General features: G+C 55.4%; 13 protein-coding genes. 2 read left to right on the top strand and 11 right to left on the bottom strand.

From position 1 onward, the window contains the following. Window positions 1-274: 274 nt before the first annotated feature. The 9 genes from TRM7615_RS14550 to TRM7615_RS14510 form a co-directional block, all read right to left on the bottom strand. Window positions 275-3,412, bottom strand: coding sequence for a DEAD/DEAH box helicase (locus TRM7615_RS14550; RefSeq protein ID WP_108788784.1), 3,138 nt, complete (start codon window positions 3,410-3,412; stop codon window positions 275-277). After that, window positions 3,405-4,718, bottom strand: coding sequence for an EH signature domain-containing protein (locus tag TRM7615_RS14545; protein WP_108788782.1), 1,314 nt, complete (start codon window positions 4,716-4,718; stop codon window positions 3,405-3,407). The genes TRM7615_RS14550 and TRM7615_RS14545 overlap by 8 nt, the downstream gene beginning before the upstream one ends. After that, on the bottom strand, window positions 4,715-5,812 hold the full coding sequence (locus TRM7615_RS14540; protein WP_108788780.1) for an OmpA family protein: 1,098 nt from the start codon (window positions 5,810-5,812) through the stop codon (window positions 4,715-4,717). Before TRM7615_RS14540 ends, TRM7615_RS14545 begins: the two co-directional genes overlap by 4 nt. Continuing rightward, window positions 5,812-7,896, bottom strand: coding sequence for a hypothetical protein (locus TRM7615_RS14535; RefSeq protein ID WP_108788778.1), 2,085 nt, complete (start codon window positions 7,894-7,896; stop codon window positions 5,812-5,814). Before TRM7615_RS14535 ends, TRM7615_RS14540 begins: the two co-directional genes overlap by 1 nt. Window positions 7,897-8,018: 122 nt before the next feature. Then, entirely contained in the window at window positions 8,019-8,684 is a 666-nt protein-coding gene (locus TRM7615_RS14530) for a HEPN domain-containing protein (protein WP_165821443.1), read from the bottom strand. After that, complete coding sequence (locus tag TRM7615_RS14525) at window positions 8,681-12,013, bottom strand: TM0106 family RecB-like putative nuclease (RefSeq protein ID WP_108788774.1); 3,333 nt, start codon at window positions 12,011-12,013, stop codon at window positions 8,681-8,683. Before TRM7615_RS14525 ends, TRM7615_RS14530 begins: the two co-directional genes overlap by 4 nt. Beyond that, window positions 12,010-14,634, bottom strand: a complete 2,625-nt coding sequence (locus tag TRM7615_RS14520) for an AAA family ATPase (protein ID WP_108788772.1) — start codon at window positions 14,632-14,634, stop codon at window positions 12,010-12,012. Before TRM7615_RS14520 ends, TRM7615_RS14525 begins: the two co-directional genes overlap by 4 nt. Continuing rightward, the gene (locus TRM7615_RS14515; RefSeq protein WP_108789102.1) at window positions 14,631-15,764 is read right to left on the bottom strand and encodes a metallophosphoesterase family protein; all 1,134 of its coding nucleotides are present in this window, start codon (window positions 15,762-15,764) and stop codon (window positions 14,631-14,633) included. The genes TRM7615_RS14520 and TRM7615_RS14515 overlap by 4 nt, the downstream gene beginning before the upstream one ends. Before the next feature lie 140 nt (window positions 15,765-15,904). Further along, window positions 15,905-16,879, bottom strand: a complete 975-nt coding sequence (locus TRM7615_RS14510; protein ID WP_108788770.1) for a helix-turn-helix transcriptional regulator — start codon at window positions 16,877-16,879, stop codon at window positions 15,905-15,907. A gap of 536 nt (window positions 16,880-17,415) precedes the next feature. Here TRM7615_RS14510 and TRM7615_RS14505 point away from each other — a divergent pair. Next, window positions 17,416-18,444 carry a hypothetical protein gene (locus TRM7615_RS14505; protein ID WP_108788768.1) on the top strand — a complete coding sequence of 343 codons (1,029 nt, stop codon included), beginning with the start codon at window positions 17,416-17,418 and terminating at the stop codon, window positions 18,442-18,444. A gap of 378 nt (window positions 18,445-18,822) precedes the next feature. Continuing rightward, entirely contained in the window at window positions 18,823-19,206 is a 384-nt protein-coding gene (locus tag TRM7615_RS14500) for a hypothetical protein (RefSeq protein WP_108788766.1), read from the top strand. A 66-nt stretch (window positions 19,207-19,272) separates the two neighbouring features. Here TRM7615_RS14500 and TRM7615_RS14495 read toward each other — a convergent pair whose 3' ends face one another. Next, a complete protein-coding gene (locus TRM7615_RS14495) occupies window positions 19,273-19,686 on the bottom strand; it encodes a hypothetical protein (protein ID WP_108788764.1) in 414 nt (137 codons plus the stop codon). A 10-nt stretch (window positions 19,687-19,696) separates the two neighbouring features. After that, window positions 19,697-20,074, bottom strand: a complete 378-nt coding sequence (locus TRM7615_RS14490; RefSeq protein WP_207775239.1) for a hypothetical protein — start codon at window positions 20,072-20,074, stop codon at window positions 19,697-19,699. Window positions 20,075-20,281: the final 207 nt, after the last annotated feature.

Here is a 20,281-nt window from a genome sequence, read left to right as displayed (position 1 = left end):
CACAATGCTCCATCCTTGATACGTTGTCACGGAGTTTAGGAAAAGTCTTTGATATTCATGGTGTTTGCGGCGCGTCCCTTGGTTGCCTTGATCAGTTTCACCTGAAATGGAGATCCAAAGAAAATATTTTCGTCTCTAACAGTCGACATTACGAGCGAAACAACAGGGCTTGGGCAGCTCTATCAACAGCGAACTTTCCGCTTCCAGCCATCTATGTAGGGAGTGTTATCAAGAGTTTCGTTCATCTGGTTGTTCGGAAGGCAGGCAGAATTCTTCACAACATCAAGTAGGCTCCTTGTTCGTTTTGAGTAGGCTGCGAGAGACCATCCCGTTGAAACATTGCCTGCATGCTGGTCGAGATAACGTTCCCGGTTCGAGCGTCTCGTAATGCTTCCAATCCTGATTGGAGCCCGGAAAGGTCGCCCCTTGTGTCGCCCATGGGCCATAGTGCTTGTGAAGCCAGTTTTCGCTTTTTTTGCATGAGACTTTGGAGCAGGCAGTCAAATGAATGCTCGCCGTATTCTGGGTGTATGGCCAAGGGTACATGGACTTCTACAGGGTGCGTCTGACCAATTCGATGGATTCGATCGTTGCACTGTTCTTCCACGGCCGGGTTCCACCAACGAGAAAGATGAATGACGTGTGTTGCCGCTGTTAACGTAAGGCCTGTTCCCGCAGCTTTCGGTCCGAGGACAAGAAGATCGAAGCCAGTGTCGTGATCCAAGTTGCTCTGGAAACGGTTCACAATTGCTTGGCGTTTCGGGATTGGGGTGTCACCGTTAATGATGTCTATTTGTTCAAGTCCGAAGAAGTGCCGTACAAGTTCAGCAAAGCGGAATTGCATCTCGCGATGTTCAATGAACACCAGTACCTTTTCGCCTCTTCCGGCAATTCCTTTCAAGATATCCATAGTTGCCGATAAGCGCGCGCTCATTTTCACAAAGTCTTCGGGGTGAACCGTCTTGGCAAGCCCTGGGTGGACTGACACTGAGCGGATGTGGTGCAACATTTTCAATGCTGCTCCACGGCTCCCTTCAGCAAGCTTCTCTCGTGCTTCGTCATATACCTGAGATTGGACCTTGGGCATGATCCGGGGATGAAGCAGTCGTTGCTTAGCGGGTAGATCACGGGCAACTTCATCCTTCAGGCGTCGAAGGCCCAAGGGGGGATGCCCACCATGCCCCTTGAAAACTCTGTCGTGCAACTCGGCCATGTTGCTTTCGTCGGGATCTCTGTACCTTGATTTGAAATCCGTCCCCGAACCGAGCGCTCCGGGGGCAATGCGATCCATGATTGTCCATAGGTCCATCGCGGAGTTTTCGATCGGGGTACCCGTAAGACCAATCCGAAAATCGGCGTTCATTGCCTCAGCGGCTTTTGAGGCAATGGTGTCCTTATTCTTTATGTTCTGGATCTCATCCATGACAAGCGCTGAGAAGCGAATGCGACCGAGAGAGTGCTGATAGTTTGCCAGCGTAGTATAGGTGGTTAGGAACCAGTAACGGTGAGCCCGCGCTTCCTCGATCGCTTCGGTTAACCACTCGAAATCCAGTAGGGGAATTCCACTGCCGGTTTCGGTCCCTTGCGCCCCGGACTGCTTGTGTCCGGAGAGAGACGAGCCATAAAGTCGAACGAGGTGGCCGAACTTTCGAGGTGCCACGTGCCTTTCCACTTCTTCTTCCCAGTTTCGGAGTAGAGATGTGGGGGCAACGATCAGGATCGGGCCTCGATCTTCAGCGTCGGATGATTGCATGTGAGCCTGAAGCCAGTTCAGGAAAGCTATCGATTGTAGTGTTTTGCCGAGCCCTTGTTCATCTGCGTTGAGTATCCCGGGTAGTCCACTTGACCAAGCTTGTGCTGCCCAGTTGAAACTCTCGATTTGGTGCTGACGAAGCTTAGTCGTGATGGTTTCGGGGATAGAAATCGGTAAGGCGGAATGCCTTGGATGCAGCTTGGCATGCCACGACAATTCTTCGAAATTGTCCAGTGTATCGAGAATGATTGGACCAGGATGTAGGTCCTCTTCACCCTCAATATCAGAAGATATTTCTTGATCGGAATCCTCTGCCTCACGTCGATTTAGCTCGCCAGATACGGCTGATAGCCTGGCCGCCGTCACCTCTACCTCTTGGCCCGCAATAGCAGCAATGGGTTGGTTGCTGGTCTCGAGGCTTGCAGCCATTCGGTCGCGCAGAGTTTTGAGATCTGCAGTGGGCATTTCGGCAATGGCGTCAACTATGTGTTCCGGGAATACTTCGGGAAGCCAGGCTGTGCCGCTACCCTCTCGGTCGCCTGTTGGTTTCTCATAAATGACAACGCCAGTCACACGCTCTGAGTATTCAACGCTTTCGATGAACGCGGGGCCAGCAGTTGCCTCAATCACTTCCTGCTGTTCGGCCTCGTCGAGGTCGTCGAGAGCCCCGTTTTCCTTTAGATGCCGACTGACAGCCTCTGTGATGAACGTACGCGGATTCTCGATGAACGCCTTGCGTTCGTTTCGATCAGAATTCTGTACGCGTACCATTTCCTCAAGGACCGGGGTGCTGGATCGGTCAATTACGAGGTAGGAATTGTTCCCGAGTTGATAGGCTGGGCGAACCCCGATGGCTTGTACTCTGTACTGAAATGCCGCGAGCGGTTCACCTTCCAGTTCGGCGTCGCTTTCGGAGATATCGTCTTCGGAAATGGCATTGTTCTCAAGGCTGTCGGATGAGTAGGGGATAATGTCAAAGTGCCCTAAAGTGCGATCTGGTGAAATTGAAAACCGGTTGGCAATGCGAACCTGCAATCCGCGAAGAAACGCCGTCATGGCCAACCCGGCCATCCGCTGGTTTTCGGGCAGACTGTCTGGAATGATCTCATCGGGCTCCAGCGCACGCCGGAATTCTGCCAATGCCGACCAATGCTCTTCAAGCGGACGGTTGGGATCAAATCCGTCCGCAAGGTCCAGTGCACGCTTCATCCAGAGCGGGATCCTGCGTATCCCACGAGCGGTTTCGAGAAATGCTCCAGTTCGTCGTGGCATTTCCCGCTGTCCTTGCCTGTGCCACTCGTAGTGGAGGCGAAAATCAGGGTGTCCTAACACGCCGGTTACGTCCGTTTTGAGAGTTAGGTCAACGTCTACCGGTAGTCCAAGGGTTTGGGCTGCATTCGAAGAAAGGTTGGCCGCAGCATTGTGTGAAATGCGCAGAAAGTCATTTTCAATTTGAACCTCGTTCTCGTGCAAGTCGCCCCAGTTTCTGAGATCGGCAATGGCGAAGAGTAGATCACGCTGATCATCAGGAAGGTGTAGGAAGGAATTTGTGTCATCACGAGAAGATAAGAAGCGGTTCAGGAAGCCACGCTTTTCTTTCGGAAAACTAATCTCAACACCGTCTTCAGAGACTTTGGCGACAGGGCAGGAGTCAGACATATTGCATCACCCAATTCTTCCAGCTCGGGATGGAGTTGTGAGGCTTTGACCGCCTGGAACTACGCATGATGTCATCGCAGTAGTAGTAAGTACCATAGAGTTTCGGGGCTTTGGGGTCGTCTTTGTCGAAAATATGGGTTTTGTAACTGTGGCACCCATCTACGACAATTTTTCTCCCAATGCGCATGATGAGAAGCGATGTGCTTCCGCCTCGATCCAACTGCCGCCCGAAACGGTGTTTCAGATCGGTGGTCCCTGATTTCACCAGATTTGTCTGGGCGTATCGCCTGGCGCTTGACCCGAACGCCACCCAGGCTTCGTCTATCATTCCATCATCATAAAGGTTCAGCCAGAAATCGCGCCTCGGAGGCCAATGGTGGCTTGATTGGGTGGCCGTGACCGTATCGCAGAAGAATTTCATATCCTGCTTGGTCAACCAGCGCATCAAGACCTCGCGAAGGTCAGGGTCGAAGCCTGGCCAGATCCCACCATGGTGGATGCGAGGATCGTTGTAGGCGCCAATTATGGCTTCACTGATTTCGTGTCTGACGTCGTCAGAGGGCATTTTGTCTCGCCAAACCGAGAGTAGGGATTCAACGGCCTTTGTCGCACCGGTTTGAAGCACCGATCCCTCGTTTGGCATGAGCCATCGGTACAGTTGATCCCGAGCGTCTTTGTCTCGGAGCTTGGGAGTAATCCGTTCTATGAAATCTTGATGTGCATGCTGACATAGCCCAGTACCGTGGGGTGTCCGGAAGCCGATTTTTTTTAGGTGAACGAAAGGATCGGAAGATTCCTGCATGACTTTCCCAAGTGCGCTGGCGGTGCGAGAGGGAGAGAAGAAGTCTGGGATCTCGCCGACAAGGGATTGTGCTCGTGCGCCAAGTGAATCTTTCCTGGCGTTCAGGGCTTTGGCCAAATCCCGCGTATGGGATGCCTTAGGGGAAAAACTGTCGATATATACCCAGACCATCGCATTCAGAAAGGCGCCGGCAGGCCGCGCGTTAATTTCTGCCAGATAGAAGTCTCGCACTTGGGCAAGGTCGGCCCGCTCGCGTCTTTGGCTGTCGAACACCGCGACGGCAGCGGAATTGATGAAAGACGTTTTCACACCATCCCAGGACCAGCGCTGCACACGGTTTAGCATCTCCATCGCCATGCGCTCTCTGTTGTGGTCTTGAGGAACTTTGACCGCGTCGGGCCAACGTTTCAGGACACGTCCAACTGCGCTTCGGATTGGGTCGAGCGCCGGCATGGCGTGCACGGTCATTGCAGGACGATTACTCAGAACGTCGCTGCCTTTCATTGTTCGTCCCCACTAAGGCCTTCAAGTGCCGCCCGAATTGTCTCAATACCCTCCAAGCGTTGAGGAGTTACCATAATGAAGCGCAAATCGATGCGACGGTTCGTGGCCCTTCCGGCTGGTGTTTCATTGGTCGCCACTGGGCGGTCAGGCCCATAGGCGGCGACAGACAAGACGGGTTGTGCCTTGAGGTTTCGGTGTTCCATGACCGTTGGAGCTGCATTGGTCATGGCAAAGAAGGTATTGTTTGCACGGTTCGTCGAAAGTTCGCGGTTTCGTCTGTCCGAGCCAGTAATATCGGTATGACCTTCGATCTGCACAGCTTCGATCATGACGAAACCCGGATTGCAGGTGGTGTTGAATTTGGACTTTTCCCCGATCGTGTAACAGGGCAGCACCTGGTCAAGGCGCTGTGCGAGTTTTTCGACGATGCGACGCTTGTCCGAGGTGAAGGCTGAGCGACCAGACGCAAATAATCCTTCGCCTTGGAAACGCAGTGCATCACTCTCTTCGCTTAGTTCAACCTGCAGAGTGGGGAAATCCAATTGGATCGCATCCTTCAGACGCACGAGAACCTCTCGCCGGGTTTGAGCTACTTGGGCCAGGTAAACTTCGAGGGGGTCTGCCGCTTCCAATTCTTCCAAGCGCTTTTGGAGTTCTTGGATTTTTTGCTCCTTCTCAGAAAGCTGTGTCTTCAATTTCTTAATTAGCTGTTCAAGTTCCGCTATGTGCGCTTTGAGGTCCGCGATTTTTGCGTCTTGCTCGTCAATCTTCTCGTGTGCGAGCCTCAGCTTTTCTTGAAGATCATCACGCTGAAGCTTCAACTCGTCGCGCTCTTTTTCGAGCTGAGAGACTTGTTCTTCAAGTTGTGAAATTCGTTCAGCTCGGGTTTCGGCCCGTTCACGCCATATATCACGCTCGGCCAAAACCTTTTCGAAAACTGATCGAGAAACAGTATCGGAATCTCGCATTTGACTGGCGAAAAATGCCAGCAAGATCATGATGATAAATAGAAACCCAACCGTCATATCGGTCATCGACACGAACGCGCTTTCTTCTTCCTCTTCATGAGAGACCCGTCTTGCTTGCGCGCGCATCAGGCTCTCCGTGTTTGAGCAGGCATAAAGCTTTCGGCTTGGTCGACCACGCTCTTCAAGGTGTCGATGCCGGGTGCCAGCGTATCACGCATCTGGGATACGTGGTCCTGGGCAGAGCCCAACGCAGCCTCGAGTTGGGTGTTGTACTGTAGAAGGGCTCTACCCAGCATCTCGTCAATCTGATCGAGCTTTTCGGCCTCTTCGGAAAGTTGAGCCAGTGCCGCTCGGGTCGCTTCCAGTGATCCCCGAATTCCCTCACGTTCGCTCCCAAGAGCAGATTGTGCGGTTTCAAGCACGTGGCTGGCATTTTGAGCGATCTGAGAAGAATTCTTCATCAAGGTGTCGGAAACGTTTTCAACGGTTGTCCCAAGTTTCCGCAGACCTGCTTCTATTCGATCATGGGAGGATCGAATAGGTTCTGACGCAGCGATAAGATCTCGACTTGCGGTGTTGAAAGTTGTGGAGGCGCCAGCGATTGCGTTCGCACCATCCTTAAGACCTGTCGCGGCGCTCCGGGCTCCATCCGCACCATTCTGGATGGCTGCCGCCATACTTTCCAGTCGCTCCCCAACCGTACCGATGCGAGCAATAAGGTCGTCGCCGATGGTCTCGCCCATTTCGTGGCCAAGACGCGCGATGTCCTGACTGGTTGCGTCAAAAGCCGTCAGTAAGGCCTGACCGGCGCCCTCGATCGCTTTTCCAGCACTCTGAGAACTTTCTTCCATACGGGCCTCTACGGCAGTCACGCTCTCCGCTGTCGCTGCTGAAAGCTGTTCGCGGAAACCTTCCGAAGCCTTTCGCATGTCTTCCGCCGCCACCCGCATTGCGTCTGCTCCTTGGGAAGTGTTGTCGCGGATGCCTGTAAGGGTTTCATTCATTACACCGAGCAACTTCTCGGCACCTTCGGTCATTGCCGAAGAAGCAGTTTCTCCGGCTGCGGCTACTTGCGTGCGTATGTCTCCAAGAGCCTTAGCCATCTCACCCAAAGCGCTCTGAAGTCCTTCACCCGCTTGCGCATTAGAGGAGTTCATTCTGTCTACCATCAATCCGATGCGATCAGATGCTTCCCCAAGAGACTCGCTGGCTCGATTGAGGGCGTTGCCCACAGAATGAGAAAGTTGCGTGGACAAGTCACCTACCAGGCCTTCCATGTTGGAGGTTCCCATGGATGAAACTTTTTCAAAGATGGGATCAATGCGCTCCGAGATAGAATTCGTGATATGCTCAGGCAGTGCATCAAGTGGCTTCTTCAATTCCGCGACCATGCCAAAACCGATCTCACGCAGGTGTTCTCTTTGCTCTGTCGCGGCGCGAAGCTGACGAAAACCAAGATCCTCAAGGCTGACGAATACCAAGCGCCTTTCGATGAGCAAACATAATTGGTGGAGTTCCCGATCGATCGCCCCAATTCGGTTTCTCAGGAGTACTGTAAACAAAATTGAACAAAGAAGACCGACCAAGGACATGATGAATTTGGCAGACGCAATCATCATGAAGCTCTGCATGGCTTGGTCCATCCCTCCTGAAGTTCCTTCTTTTCCCATCGTTCCAGCAAATTGATTTAGGGCGGCAACCAGTCCGAGGAACGTGAGGAACAGACCGAGCGAGACAAAGGTATTGGGTAGTATCCGATAAAGCCCCGGCCCAAAGCCAAGGTCTTCCACATTCAAAAAGGACGTCGGGCGAATGGAATTCCTGAGGATGACTGGTCCGTCGAGGTCGTCAGGAACAATTGTTTCTCGAAATTCATCCCATGACTGCCAAAGAGTAAACCATGTTTTGCTGGTTTCCTTCTTCTCATCCAATCTGCTTCTGAAACTCTCGAAACTCTCTGCGAATTCGGATATTCCCTCGTATTCTCTTACAATACTTTGCATCTCGCGGATCGCCTTGAGACGCCGAGAGCACCGAACGGAGTAAGTCACGCTTGTGATGACCAGTGCGGCTGCCAGAAGCAGCGCAACAATACCAGGTGAACTCTCAGATTTGGTAAGCGTCTCTGCAAAGGAAATAACAAGATCGACCACTTCGTAGCCAATGTGCGATATCAAATCCCCGGCTTGATTCAGTGCGTTGTTTTCCAAGAGAAACTCCGAAAAAAGTCAAATGTTCAGCCACCTTAGCAGCGTGTATTCTGACTGCAATACACTGCTGGCAGTTGTTGGGTGGGCTACGCTTTCCAATATCATGGCTGTTTGAAGCAAGCTCAACTATCAACAACCGGATAGAAAGGCTTACCCCATTCCTCATTGGCGTTGTCCATCATGATGTCGATCATGAGCGGCATCTGGACCGACAGAATGGCAACACCGTTCCGAAGCTGATCGCGGTTCACGCTCGAATTCCAGGTCGCGCCGCCATGAATCAACTGATTGCGCAGGACATATAGCCGGTCGAACAGCATCGACAGGATGTCGACAGTTCTTTGTTCCGCGAGAGCTCGATGAAAGGCGCTGCGGGCTCTGTCGAAGCGGTCCTGCCAGTCCTCAAAACCGGGGTGACCGTTGTGATGGGACCAGAATGGCGAAAACACATACTGGTTTTCAAGGAAGAGCCTGATCGGGCCTGTGAACCTGTTCCAGACTGCTGTGTAGAGGCGGTTTTCTGGATCGAGCTCGGTCAGGCGGGTGAACAACCAGTTGAACATGTCGCGCTCAGTCTGCACATCGCGTTCATCCGCATAGGCTGCGTTGAAGGAAATCCAATAGAACAGGAAGGCGGCGTCGAGATCGTCACCCGCCTTTTCCGCGCGCCCAACCCAACTGATGGCCCGGTGAATTCGAAGGCCAAAGCCGTCCGGGAACCCATCGCGAATTTCGCGTTGTTTGTCCTTCAACTCCTGAAAGGTCAGGTCCGTGGGCATGTTCCTCATGACGCGGTTCCTTCGGTGGGCCAGTGGGGTAGGGCGCAGAGTGTGTTGACCAATCGCATTTGATCCACGGTTGCGCAGGGCGTTGACGTAAGACGAGGGGATGCGAAAACAAAACTGAGAGCCTTGCCGCGCGACACGGCAACATTCAGCCTCTCCCTGGAGAGCAGAAACTCGAGGCCGCGGGTCGTTTCTTCGGCAGATGATGCCGTCATCGAGACAAGGGCCACCGGCGCTTCCTGTCCCTGGAAGCGATCAACGGTGCCCACGCGGATGCCGGGGAGGGCGTCGGACAAGGCGTTTACCTGCGCGTTATAGGGGGCAACAACGATGATGTCGTTGGGGCGTATCTCTCGCTCGACCCCTTCCTTGTCGCGCCATGTTCCTTCGAGCAAAGTTTCGACGGTTTGAACGATTGCATCGATTTCTGCCGGGCATTCCTGTGCACATCCGTCATGATCGACTGGCACCATCCACGCCCCGGTTTGCGGGAGGGTGGTTGCCACGACCCGCTGGGTCTCGGTGCTTTCATGGGAATGAAGCCTGCCTTCATAGAATTGTTCAGAAATGTAGGTGCACAGGTCCGGGTGCATCCGTCGTGTCGTGGACAAGAAAATTCCTCGGTCCGGGGGCACGATCGCATGTTCCCCCAGCATCCAGTCCAGGCAGGAAAGATCCGCGGGTGGGGGATGTGAGCCCTGAACAACCTGGGGGAGCTGACGGGGGTCGCCGATCAGCACCAGGTTTCGTGCGGCGTTTGACATGCCGATCAGGTTTGCCAAAGACACTTGGCCTGCCTCATCAACAAACAGGTAGTCGAAAGTATCGGCCAATTCCGGGCGGGAAAAGAGCCAGGCGGTTCCGCCAACCACATGCGCGCCTGTCAGGCGCTGATCCTGATTGCCCTTGATGGCTGCGATGCTCTCGTACCCATCGGGCAAGGGGTCCATACCCTGACCTTCCTTGTGCGCAATCTCCACATCTTCAAGAGTGATGTCCAAATCATCGTCTTCCAAGGCATCGACACAGCCCATCAGAACATTTCGGATCGCAGCATGGCTGTTTGAGGCGACCCCGACACGCTTGCCGTCCCTGACAAGGGCCAGGATGGCCCGGACTGTCACATAGGTCTTACCGGTGCCAGGAGGGCCCTGGACCGGCAAAACGGTCTCGTCCATGGCGCCTACCGCGGTCTTCAGGGTTTCTACGGGATCCCCGTTAGGGTCGTCTTGCAACGCGAAGCCGTTCTGAAACCTGGGGGGATTTCGGGACAGAAGGTCATCCGCGGCGCGGTTTGCCTTAGCACCGCATTGATCGGACGCTACTGCTGCGATCGCATCAGGGATCGGGTCGGACTTAATGGCGAAGTTAGGCAGCAAATTAAGACGGTCGGGAAGATCGACACCCTGGGCCTTTCCAATGCGCAAGGTTAGCGAATGATTTCCTCGATCAATCCTTCCAACACTCAAGTTAACAGGCTGTCCATCTGGAAGAATGTGCACGGCTGACTTTCCGGCACGGAGCTTGGTCTCCTGCAAGGGGTAGGTATAGTCTCGGGCCCAAGATTTCTTGTCTGTCATCTGAGGGCCGACCGCGCGCAGACCTGCCAGGCAATCCAAGTCGTCACATAGCTCTTCAAAAGACTTCTGAGCTGCGTCAAATACGGCCCATGCCGCCGGCTTTCCCTCACGCCAGTGGAATATACCGAGATCGTATAGAAGTTGCTGGCGTTCGGAGGGCAGGTCCGAGGCCTCCAGCATTTCTTTCAATTCTTGTGCGGCCTCTTCCTGAACTTGGACCTTCTCGGAATCGGGCTCGACGAGGTCGTGCCAGGTTTCCATGTCATCGGGCCGGATCGACAGCAGCCAGTCGCGCAGCAGTTCGGTCGAAACACAGTCGATGCGGTTGTAATCCTCGATCTCGTCGAGGATGTCCTGTCCCCCGGCTTCGCGCCAGTTCTCGTAGGCCACAACAGAGCCGCCGGCGGTGGTCACTTCTCCCTCGCGTTCAACGTCATAGAAGGCTTCGAGATATTTGATCGAATAGGACCGTTCCGAGGCGACAACACCACCACGCACAACGCTGTATAGATCAATAAACCGGTGTTCCCTCAGCCAGCCATCCAATTGAGCTTCGCCCATGCCATGCTGTGTCGTCAGGCGGCGAAGGGCCGTGATTTCGTAAGGAGCGTAGTGATAGATGCGGGCTTTCGGGTGGCGACGGATGCGCTCTTCGAAGAAGGCAAACAGTTCTATCAGGGCCTGCTTTTCCTGGGCACGATTATGCGACCAGAAAGCCGTGAAATTCTCTCCGTCCCAGAGTCCGTGTAGGTATTCCAGACCATCCGCTCCGGCCTCTTCGTAATGCGGATCCCCTTCGATGTCGTAGAATAGGTCTCCTTCGGCAGGACGCGGCAAAAGGTCAAACCCCTTGCCCGGTTGGCGTGGGCGCAATTCGTGGGATGGAGGGCCGGATTTGCGGGCTTGTTGAAGCCGTGCCTGTGACGTCAGTTTACCAAGTGTTTCGGGGGCCATGCGCGGCACAGTGCCTCCGAATTCGGAAAGGGCTTGGAGGGTTGTGATCCCATGAGCTTCCAGCTTGCTCACTTGCGACTTGCTGATCCCTGCAACCTCGAAGAGGCTGTCTTCGTCGCGCCATGTCTCCGCACAATGCTCGCGCCAGCGGCAAAGGTCACAGGTGGCGCATGGGATCGGGCGCGTTTGGGCTGGGTCGGAGACGAACTCTTCGAGACGAGCCCGCGCTCCCCGCGCATACGCCGCGTATTCGGCCAGACGAAAGGTGAACCGTTCGCCGCTCCCCAGCACGACATGGGCGTGTTCAGGTGCCAGGCCTTGGATTTGTTCCAAAAGGTCGGAGTAGAGAACCAGTTGCAGAATATGCCCGGGGGCGGGCTTGCGCTTCAATTTGGTATCGGCCACTTCGTAGGAATAGGCGCCGAGATTTGACGGGCGTTCGACACGTTCCAGAAAATCGGAATAGCCGCCCCACATACCGCCTTCGAGGGCGCCTTGAAAAACGATCTCGGGTCCTTCTGCGAGCGCTTCCAAGGTTTTGGTGACTGACTGGGCGAAAGGGATACCGTCTGTATCGATGCCGATAACAGACTTTCCCTGATCCTTCAGAATAGCCAGGTAAGCTGCCTCATGGGCATCGCCGCGTTTTTGCAGCAAAGCGGCATCTTCGCTGTCCTCGACGTCCTTGGGGCCGATACCGTTCAGGCGCAACAGATCCAGTTTCGTCGCGTGTGGACACGCCATGAATTGCATCAGATCGGATGCCGAAAGCCGGAGGGCGCCGTCGTCACGTTTCATGCGCTGACCTCTCTTGTGGCCTGCCGGATCGCCAGCGTCTGGCCTCCCAAACCACGGAACACTTTCTGGCGACACGACAGAACAATAATCTGCATGTCACCGGCTTGCTGGGTCAGGGCGTTGAACATGCGTTCAATGCGGTCGTCATCGGTATAGACAATCGCATCATCCAGGATGATCGGGGCAGGGGTTCCGGATTTGGTCAGAAGACGCGCAAATGCCAGACGAACCAGCAATGCGATCTGCTCTTGGGTGCCGCCGGACAATTGGTCGTAGCTATCCTCGCCCTGCGGACGAGACAGCCCGGTCGGCAGCACACTGTCGGCGTCCAGGGTCAATTCTGCGCCGGGCAACACCATGCTCAGGAGCGGACGCAGTTCATTGCGGATCGGGCCGATGTAGGCGTCATGCGCCTGTTTCTGGGCCTCGGATAGGGCCGCATCGAGCCGTTGAAGTACCTTCACTTCGGCCTGAACCTGTTCGGCATGGGATCGTGCGGTTTCCAGTTTTCCTTCGACTTCCCGAAGTTTTTCCTCGACAGACAGATCCGCTTCGATTGAGATTTCGGTCTCGAGCTTTGCCAGCTGAATATTGACCTCACCCGAGCGTTTGTCGGCCTGATCGACCACATTCTGCGCGCGGGTCGCCCCGGCTTGGGCGAGCGCAAGGTCCGGCGCATTTGCCGCAAGCTCCTGAACATTTTGCTTGGCCTTCTCCAGGGCTCCCTCAAACTCAGGTGATTTTTCTCGCAGCGCCTCCAACTCACGGTCTGCTTCTACCGGATCTCCGATGGTGCTTGTCGCCCGATCGATCCGGTTTTGTCCTTCGTCTCGACGGGCCCGAAGTTCCCGCGCATCCCCGCGTTTGGCATCATGATCGGTGCGAACCCCTTCCAAATCAGCCAGGAGTTGGTTGTGCTTATCTCTTGCGGTGCGGAAGGCGGCGTCTGCATCTGCGGCAGAGGGAAGGGATGCATCTTCTGCGACGGTTTCGGGCAAGCTGGCGATCTCGTCCATCAGGGCCTGCATCCCCTCAGGTGCCACAATCCTCAGTTTTGCGTTCGCATCTCGCAGGGTGTCTTCAGCAGATTTGCGTTCTTTTTCAGACTGCCGGGCTGCCTGCAGCGTCGAGCAACCAGCCGCTTCGAGCGCAGCGTCGAATTCTGCCTGCGCCTCATCCAATGCGGCTTCCTCACGTTGTTCAGCCGGGTGCACGCGGATGGACCCAACTCCGGCGACAGCGATGTCTCCGCCATCGGGCAGGGCCACACGATGCCCGGGGGCCAAAGGATTGCCATCCAAGGACACCCGATCCTGTTGACCGGCATCTGCCGTCCAAGTGATGGCAGCGGCCGAGGCTTCGCGGGAACGCTTCAAAAGGTCGAGCTCCTGCCAAGCCTCTTCCAGTCGCTCCATCTGGCCGGCATCAGGGGACCCGCCGATCGTTTTTCTGGCGGCTGCGGCCTCGGAGGAATGGCCTTGGGCCTCTTCCAGGCGCTTTACCAACTCCTGCCGACGGTCCGCCCCTTTTCGGTCGGCCTCAGCAGCCTGTGCCGCATCACGGGTTTCTTCTGCAGAGATTTGGTTTTTTCGTGCCTCCTGCTCTGCGATCTTGGCCCTTTCCAAACCCTGTGTTGCCGCGTCCAGTTGATCCTCGGCCCCGGCAACGCTCTGCTGGAGTTCATCCAGTGCTTTCTTCGCGTCGCGGAACTCCGACAACTGTTCTTCAGCCGTTTTGATCCGGCCCTGATGGGCCTCCAGTACAAGCCGAGCTGTTTGCTGGGCTTCGTCCGCTTTTGCCTGGTTTTCCTGGTGGGCCTCAGATGCCTTCAATGCAGCTCGAGCAGCCTCCAACGCGTCCACTCTTTCCTTCATGGCAACGGGATCAACAAGCGCGGTTTTTTCGTCCTGTAACGCGCGCCGTTCCACCAGCTTGGCGCGCAGCTGTTCGACCTTGCTCCGCAAATCCACCCTCTGGTCGTCCAAGTTTGCGACGGTTTGCTCTGCTTCCCAGAGAGGCCCGTGTTTTTTGATGGCGCCTGACTTGGTCAGATAGGTCTCAAGATCGCTTTTCAACCTGGCGCGAATCTTCTCCATCTGGCGGCCACCGGTGATGTCTTCGATCTCGCCTGCCACGGAGGACAGCAGATCGCGCCGCGCGGCCAGCGTGTCGTCATCCTTCCCGGAATGGAGTGATGTCAGCCCCTGACGCACCCAAAGCAGGCCGGCCGGGCCACCATCCTTGGGTGGTTTGATCAGGGAGCGGATCCACTCCTCGGCGTCTTCGGCCTGCTTGATCAGGTGACCATCTCGATGAACCGTGACACTCTGTTGACCTTTCTTTGACGAGAACACCTTCGAAACCCGGTAGGATTGTCCATCCACTTCGATGTCGGCAGAAATTTCAGGGTTGCCACCTGCATGTGGTGCAAGGCTGGCCGCCTCTTTCTGCTTCCAGGATTTGGCCTCGAAGAAAAACAGCGCATGCATGGCGTCGAAGAGGGTCGATTTCCCCTGTTCATTCGGTGCTGCGAGCACATTCAGACCCGGACCAATATCAGTTATTTCAACGGGTTGCGTGAAGCGACGGACGTTGTTCATACGGATCGACAGGAGTTTCATTCCGCGGCCTCCTTCACAAGGCTGTAGAGTCGCGTCAGCGCCGCGTCGGCGATGTCCCTGTCTGATCGGGCAAGGTCGCCGTCATCTGCTTCTTCCTTCAAGGCCTCAGCAGCGATGCGAAGGGCCCCACCGCGGGCAATCTGATCCAGATCATCGGGTTGGTATTCAGTGTGAAGCTGGTGGTCGCTCCATTCGAAATGGCAAAATTCCGGGGCGATCCTTTGGATCTGCTCCATCAAAGCCATCCTCTGATCAAGGTGGACGTACCCCTGAAGGTGCAACTTGACGAGCGTGTTGCGCCAATTGCTGCTGTCGTCTGGCAGGAGTTCCATGAGATTGGATACCGCATCAAGCCCGGGCGACAGCGGCAGCTCCAGTTCCTGCCAGTCATATTTTCCCATCGGGATATCCGTGACCACCGGAACATTGCCCGCGGCGTCGAGCGAGACCAAAAGGCAGGTGCCGCGCCCAGTGTGCTTGAACCGGTCCCGTTCCGGCGCGCCCGAATAATGTGTGCGCGGCGTGATCTCCAGGGCGCCGTGCCAATCACCCAGAGCCAGGTAGTCCAGGTTGGCGCGTTCGGCACGATCGGGCGGGATGGTCTCTGCACTGGGTTCGTCTGGGCGGAAATCCACGACACCACCGTGCGCAAGGCCGATGCGCAAAGCCCCATCAGGTGTTTCTTGATGCATCATGGCCTCGGTCAGATCATACCCCGATTTTCGGCGCGGGCAGGGGGCGGGCAGAAGATAGGCCCCTTCGGTGATGGCGACTGGCGTATTGTCGCGCAGCACCTTCACGTTTTCAGGGGCATGTTCCGCGAAGGTCTGCCAGATCAGATCGGCCGTCAGGCTGTCGTGGTTGCCCGGAATGATCCACCAGCTCAGCTGATCCGCCTCTGCCATCGCCGTAATGGTTTGCCGAATGAGGCGGGGCGAAGGAGTTTCCTGGTCGAATGTGTCGCCGGCAAGAAGGATGTGTTCAACACCGTGTTCATCCGCGGCCTTGATCAATGCAGGAATGATCTCGGCATGTGCCTGGCGAAGATCTGCGGTCACATCCTCATCAAATCGTCCATAGGCTTTGCCCAGATGAAGGTCAGAGGTGTGGAGGAAACGAATTCCTGTCATCGTGCAAGCCTTTCGTGGCGAATGGAAACCCAGCGGGTGTGTTGAGGCCAACATGTCATGCGGGGGTGTCAAAACCTGTCATGGTCTTCGGTGGGTGTATGGGAAAAATTCTTGAGGTGTGGAACGTAATGTGAACATGTTCAGGGTAGTGCGTTGAAATCGCCGCGTTGGAATCCCTTCACCAATTTGGCCAGTTGCGGTGGGTGGAGGACTTCTACGCTGTCTCCCCACTGGTACAGATGCCACGCCATTTCCAACCAGCCAGAGGCTGCAAATCGAACGTCGAGTGACCCATCTTCTTGGAGTTCAGCCTGTTGGGCCGGATGGAAATGCCACTCCGCCGCACGTTGGGCTGCATCTGGAGTGAACCTCCAAAGAACCGGGCCATATTCATCGGCGCTCTGAAATGATCCGAAAGCATGGGCTGCGTGGTCGTTGAGATCAAAATTCGGATCGCGGTCGAAAAACTCGTCGATCACTTCAGCTGAATCGATCAAATCGAGCCGGAAATGTTTCATGGTCTGTTCGCCCGGGCTTTTCGCGACCAGGTATCGGCGGGCACCGAGGAGGACGCCGTATGGTTCAACCAGTCGTACCGTGCCTTTGTAGGAAAAGTGCAGCAGATAGGGACCTCGGATGGCATCCGAAATGGTTTCACTGATTTCCTTCGAAATTTGCGTTGAGGGTCCTGGCCTGGCTGCCACACCGTAAGCTTCCAGCATCCACTCAGCATCGGCTTCCAGGCGACGTGCCTCCCGGGTGGGCAGCGCTGCCATCAACCGATCCCGGAGCGCGGCAAGCGCATTCCTTTGTCGAAGGTCTCCGTTCTCTGACAGCCTTTCAATTGAGTAGTCGAGGGCTTCGAGTTCTTCGTCTCCGTGCATTTTCAGTCGGGCCAGCGGGGATTCGCGAAGGGTCCATCGTTTTGTGCGATCTGGATCAATCAAGATTTCAACGGCGATGGGAAAGGCTTGTTCCAAGGCGTTAGTCATGCGTTGTGCAGTACGTCTCGCTACCTGGAATTCATCTTCGATCTCTTGCAGGGTAACACCCCGATGCCTGGCTGCAGCGAAATCCGCAAGACGCAACAAATCAATAGCTTTTGAGTAGGACATTGATTTTCCGAAAAATAATGGTTTCGGACAGAGTATTGAATTGTGCGGAAGGGGGAGTCAATCGGTGGTTGTGGTGGGGCGCCTTTCAACCACAAAGGCGCTCCTTGCGGAATCTTCAAACCACAATTGCGATTCTTGGCCTTCGAAGGAAAAGTCGCTTAAGTGAGCTACAGGAGCGGCATCAAACCGTGACAGGTCCACCGACCTGTTTTCTTGCCATGCCCTACCATGGCCACAAAGTCCGGCCATTTCAAAGTTGCTTGTCGGATCGCACCAACATTTCCTTTTTTGTTTGTCATACAATGCCGGTAGGTCCACTGTGCGGTTATTTATTAAAATGGTTAACCCACTAACCTTTTTTCTCCGCTGGAGAAAAAACGCCACCCTCTGGCCAACGCCTGACGGCAAATGTTGAAAAATTTGATCCTGTTGGCTGGCTGCTCGGGAAAAACGTGCGCCGTTGGATTCCTGCTTGCATAGGGAAGATTGTCGCTTAGCATCACGACACCTCACTGCATGAAGGCGTTGGATTTGTGATGGCCGGTATCGATAATGTCTACCGCGACAGCGTGCGTGAGCGCGATCTCGACAATTTCCTCGTCGAGGAGCTTTTCGCGTCGAAAGAGTTTCGAGACTGGGTGCTGTCCCGTCTGGACGGAGCCTTCATTCCGCCCGGAGAAGGTGAAATCAAGCTGAGAAAATCTCCGCTGCGCGCAAGCGCGGACGGCCGTCAGACCGACGTTCAGATCGGATGGTTCGAACGGAGCGAATTGCGCGCCTGCGTTCTGATCGAGAGCAAGGTAGGCTCCGGTTTCACCCCGGGCCAAGCCGAAGCATATGCCCAAGAGATCGAGGCCGCGCGCGACCGGCTCGGAGCGACCGCGGCAGCGGGCTTGCTGGTCGCTCCCGCTGCGCGTTTCTCGGCCCTTGTCCATGATGGAGCGTTCGACGCCGAGCTCTCGATCGAGGAGATTGCCGAATTTCTCCAACAGCGGCGCGCGCATTTGCCCGGCAATGAGCTGGCGTTGCGGCTGGAGGCGCGGATTGAATTGCTCGACGCCCTCTCTGGGAAGCGTGCCGTGGGCAGATGGAGCGGAGGCGAGACAATTGAGGAGAAGCGCGATTTTGCGACGCCCTATGAAGAAATGGCCCGCAGGATTCTACCTGAACTCAGGGTGCGGCCTTCAGTAAACAGTAAGAAGGCCACCACCAGGATATTCGAAGGTTTGGAGGTGCCCGGCCTCCCGGCGCTCAAACTCCGGCACGAATTTGGAAAGCAGGAAGCTTGGAAATACGCCAATATCCAGGTGTCCGGAAGGGCTGATGCCCTTTCGGCTGTCCGGGCAAGCGGGCTTCTGGAAGGAACGACGTACAAAGCTGAGAAGGCCAACAAATCGCTTGCAATCAGGGTGATAACGCCAGGGATTGATGAGACGAAACCCTTCCACACCGAGCGCCATAAAGTCGAGGAATCTCTGCGCGCGATCCGTGACATGATCGACTGGATGAAAGCCAACAGCGCCGGACTTGCAAAGGTGCTCGATCAAGATCCACCAAAACGGTAAAAATGCGTCTTTGTCGATTCCCGCCTAAAGAAATCAATCCGCTGTCAGCGTATTTCCTGGCGCGCGCGCAGCTGCCGAGGTCGCATTGCTCGCGGAAGGGTCTTGTGCACCTCGCAGCGCCTTTCAACCGCAAAAGGCGCTCCTTGCTGAATCTTCAAACCACACTTTCGATCCTTGGCCTTCGAAAGAAAGGTCGCTTAACTGAGCAACATGAGCAGCATCAAACCGGGACGGGCCGAGGCAGCCTGAGAGGAAAAAACCGAACTTGTTGGGTGCGGGCCGGGGCGTTCACCCGATGGATCAAACAAAACGATTTCTCAAATTCCGCAATGAACACATCTCCTGTCCATCAATAGCAATGGAACAAAGGAGAACGAAATGCCGTTCCAGAATTTCTTGTCCGATCTCATGCTTGAGACCATTTCAAACGGATATCTGCTTCTCGAAGAGGAGAGGCGGATGGTGCGCTTCCGGCTCTTCACAGAAGAATGCTCGGTGTCCGGGCTTCTGTGTAGCCGCCCTGACTGGTCAGATGAACGCGGTCGTCCGGGGTTGATGCCCGTAATCGACGAAGTGGTTCTGATTGAGGGAGAATCCAGAACGACCGTACCGCAACCGTCAGACAATATGGTCGATGTCTACGATGTGCTTCGAGAGCGTCTGTCGCCTGAGAAGCTCTACACCAAGGACGATGAGCTGGGCTGGTTGTTGACCTCCTTCAAGTCGAAGCCGCTTTGTGAGGCCCAAGAAAAGGTCGCGTGACATCGATCGAAGACTAAAACAATGAAAGAAGCCGGCACCCGAGAGGATGCCGGCTTCTTTCTTGATTTACCCAGCAAAGAACGCCGCGATTTGGGCGGCACGACGCCTGTCGATAAGCATCTGCCGTGCCGACATGAAAGCTTTCCAGCATTCCATCAGCCAGCGCTTCTTTTCCAACTCGCGATCCCACAGGTCGTCGTAGCTGGTATCCGTTTCCAGCGCGTAGGACCCGTATCCGTCCCGATGCTCGTTGAGATCTTTGACGAGCGCCTTTTTCATCTTTGGCCAAATGTGCTCATCATGGATCGAGAAAACCTCGCCCTCATCCAACCGGATAAGAGTTTCGCCAATCTTGGCATGGGTCATCCCGTCCACTTTGGGCAGGATTTCCCGCCAATTCTTGGCGAGCGCCCGGCCGGATTGGATGGCCTGGAGGGCGAGGAATTCGAGGTCGGGCAGAGCTTCCTGGTCTCTTGTCATGACGTTCTCCTCATGCTGCCAGTTCGAAATCGAAGACCGGGATGACGGCCTCCTTGTCGATGGATTCCATGCGATCGCGAAGACCATCGGTCAGAAGGCAGATGTCTTCGACCATTGGCTCGGACGGGTCGAGGTCCGCGAAAAGCGCGGTTTCGAGCGTGTCCGGATAACCGACGTTTTCGAGAGACAGCACTTGATAGAGCGCGACGAGGTCGAGCTTGACCTTGCGCGTCAGGTGACGCGCCCTCGACAGGCTGTCGAGGAGCGACTGAACGCGTCGGAGCGCGGGAGCACCGCCGAGCAGGAGCGCTGCGTTTTGCAGGGCTTCATCGTGTGCAAATAGAAACTCCAACAGGGCACGGGTGGCCGGCGAGAGTTTGGTATTCATGGGCATTACCTCCAGTGGTTTCGGGGTGGGCGCCGCCCGGAATGGACGACTCAAGATTTCCTGGAGTGGTTGGGCCCGCTTCACTTGATGTGTTCTGTGGTTCTCCTTTTTCCTGATGAGGCTGGTTGAGGTTCGGGGATTTCCCTGTGTCTCACGGAAGGGACGCAGGGAAATTCCAGATCCCTCAATCCTGCCCATGAATTCATC

It is taken from the genome of Falsiruegeria mediterranea M17 (assembly GCF_900302455.1).
GTDB lineage: Bacteria > Pseudomonadota > Alphaproteobacteria > Rhodobacterales > Rhodobacteraceae > Falsiruegeria > Falsiruegeria mediterranea.
This window is presented reverse-complemented; position numbering and strand designations above follow the sequence as displayed.

Bases quoted from the DNA above. Each gene is read 5' to 3' on its own strand.
- TRM7615_RS14550 (WP_108788784.1), bottom strand. From the start codon at position 3,412: ATGTCTGACTCCTGCCCTGTCGCCAAAGTCTCTGAAGACGGTGTTGAG.
- TRM7615_RS14545 (WP_108788782.1), bottom strand. From the start codon at position 4,718: ATGAAAGGCAGCGACGTTCTGAGTAATCGTCCTGCAATGACCGTGCAC.
- TRM7615_RS14540 (WP_108788780.1), bottom strand. From the start codon at position 5,812: ATGCGCGCGCAAGCAAGACGGGTCTCTCATGAAGAGGAAGAAGAAAGC.
- TRM7615_RS14530 (WP_165821443.1), bottom strand. From the start codon at position 8,684: ATGAGGAACATGCCCACGGACCTGACCTTTCAGGAGTTGAAGGACAAA.
- TRM7615_RS14525 (WP_108788774.1), bottom strand. From the start codon at position 12,013: ATGAAACGTGACGACGGCGCCCTCCGGCTTTCGGCATCCGATCTGATG.
- TRM7615_RS14520 (WP_108788772.1), bottom strand. From the start codon at position 14,634: ATGAAACTCCTGTCGATCCGTATGAACAACGTCCGTCGCTTCACGCAA.
- TRM7615_RS14515 (WP_108789102.1), bottom strand. From the start codon at position 15,764: ATGACAGGAATTCGTTTCCTCCACACCTCTGACCTTCATCTGGGCAAA.
- TRM7615_RS14510 (WP_108788770.1), bottom strand. From the start codon at position 16,879: ATGTCCTACTCAAAAGCTATTGATTTGTTGCGTCTTGCGGATTTCGCT.
- TRM7615_RS14505 (WP_108788768.1), top strand. From the start codon at position 17,416: ATGGCCGGTATCGATAATGTCTACCGCGACAGCGTGCGTGAGCGCGAT.
- TRM7615_RS14500 (WP_108788766.1), top strand. From the start codon at position 18,823: ATGCCGTTCCAGAATTTCTTGTCCGATCTCATGCTTGAGACCATTTCA.
- TRM7615_RS14495 (WP_108788764.1), bottom strand. From the start codon at position 19,686: ATGACAAGAGACCAGGAAGCTCTGCCCGACCTCGAATTCCTCGCCCTC.
- TRM7615_RS14490 (WP_207775239.1), bottom strand. From the start codon at position 20,074: ATGAATACCAAACTCTCGCCGGCCACCCGTGCCCTGTTGGAGTTTCTA.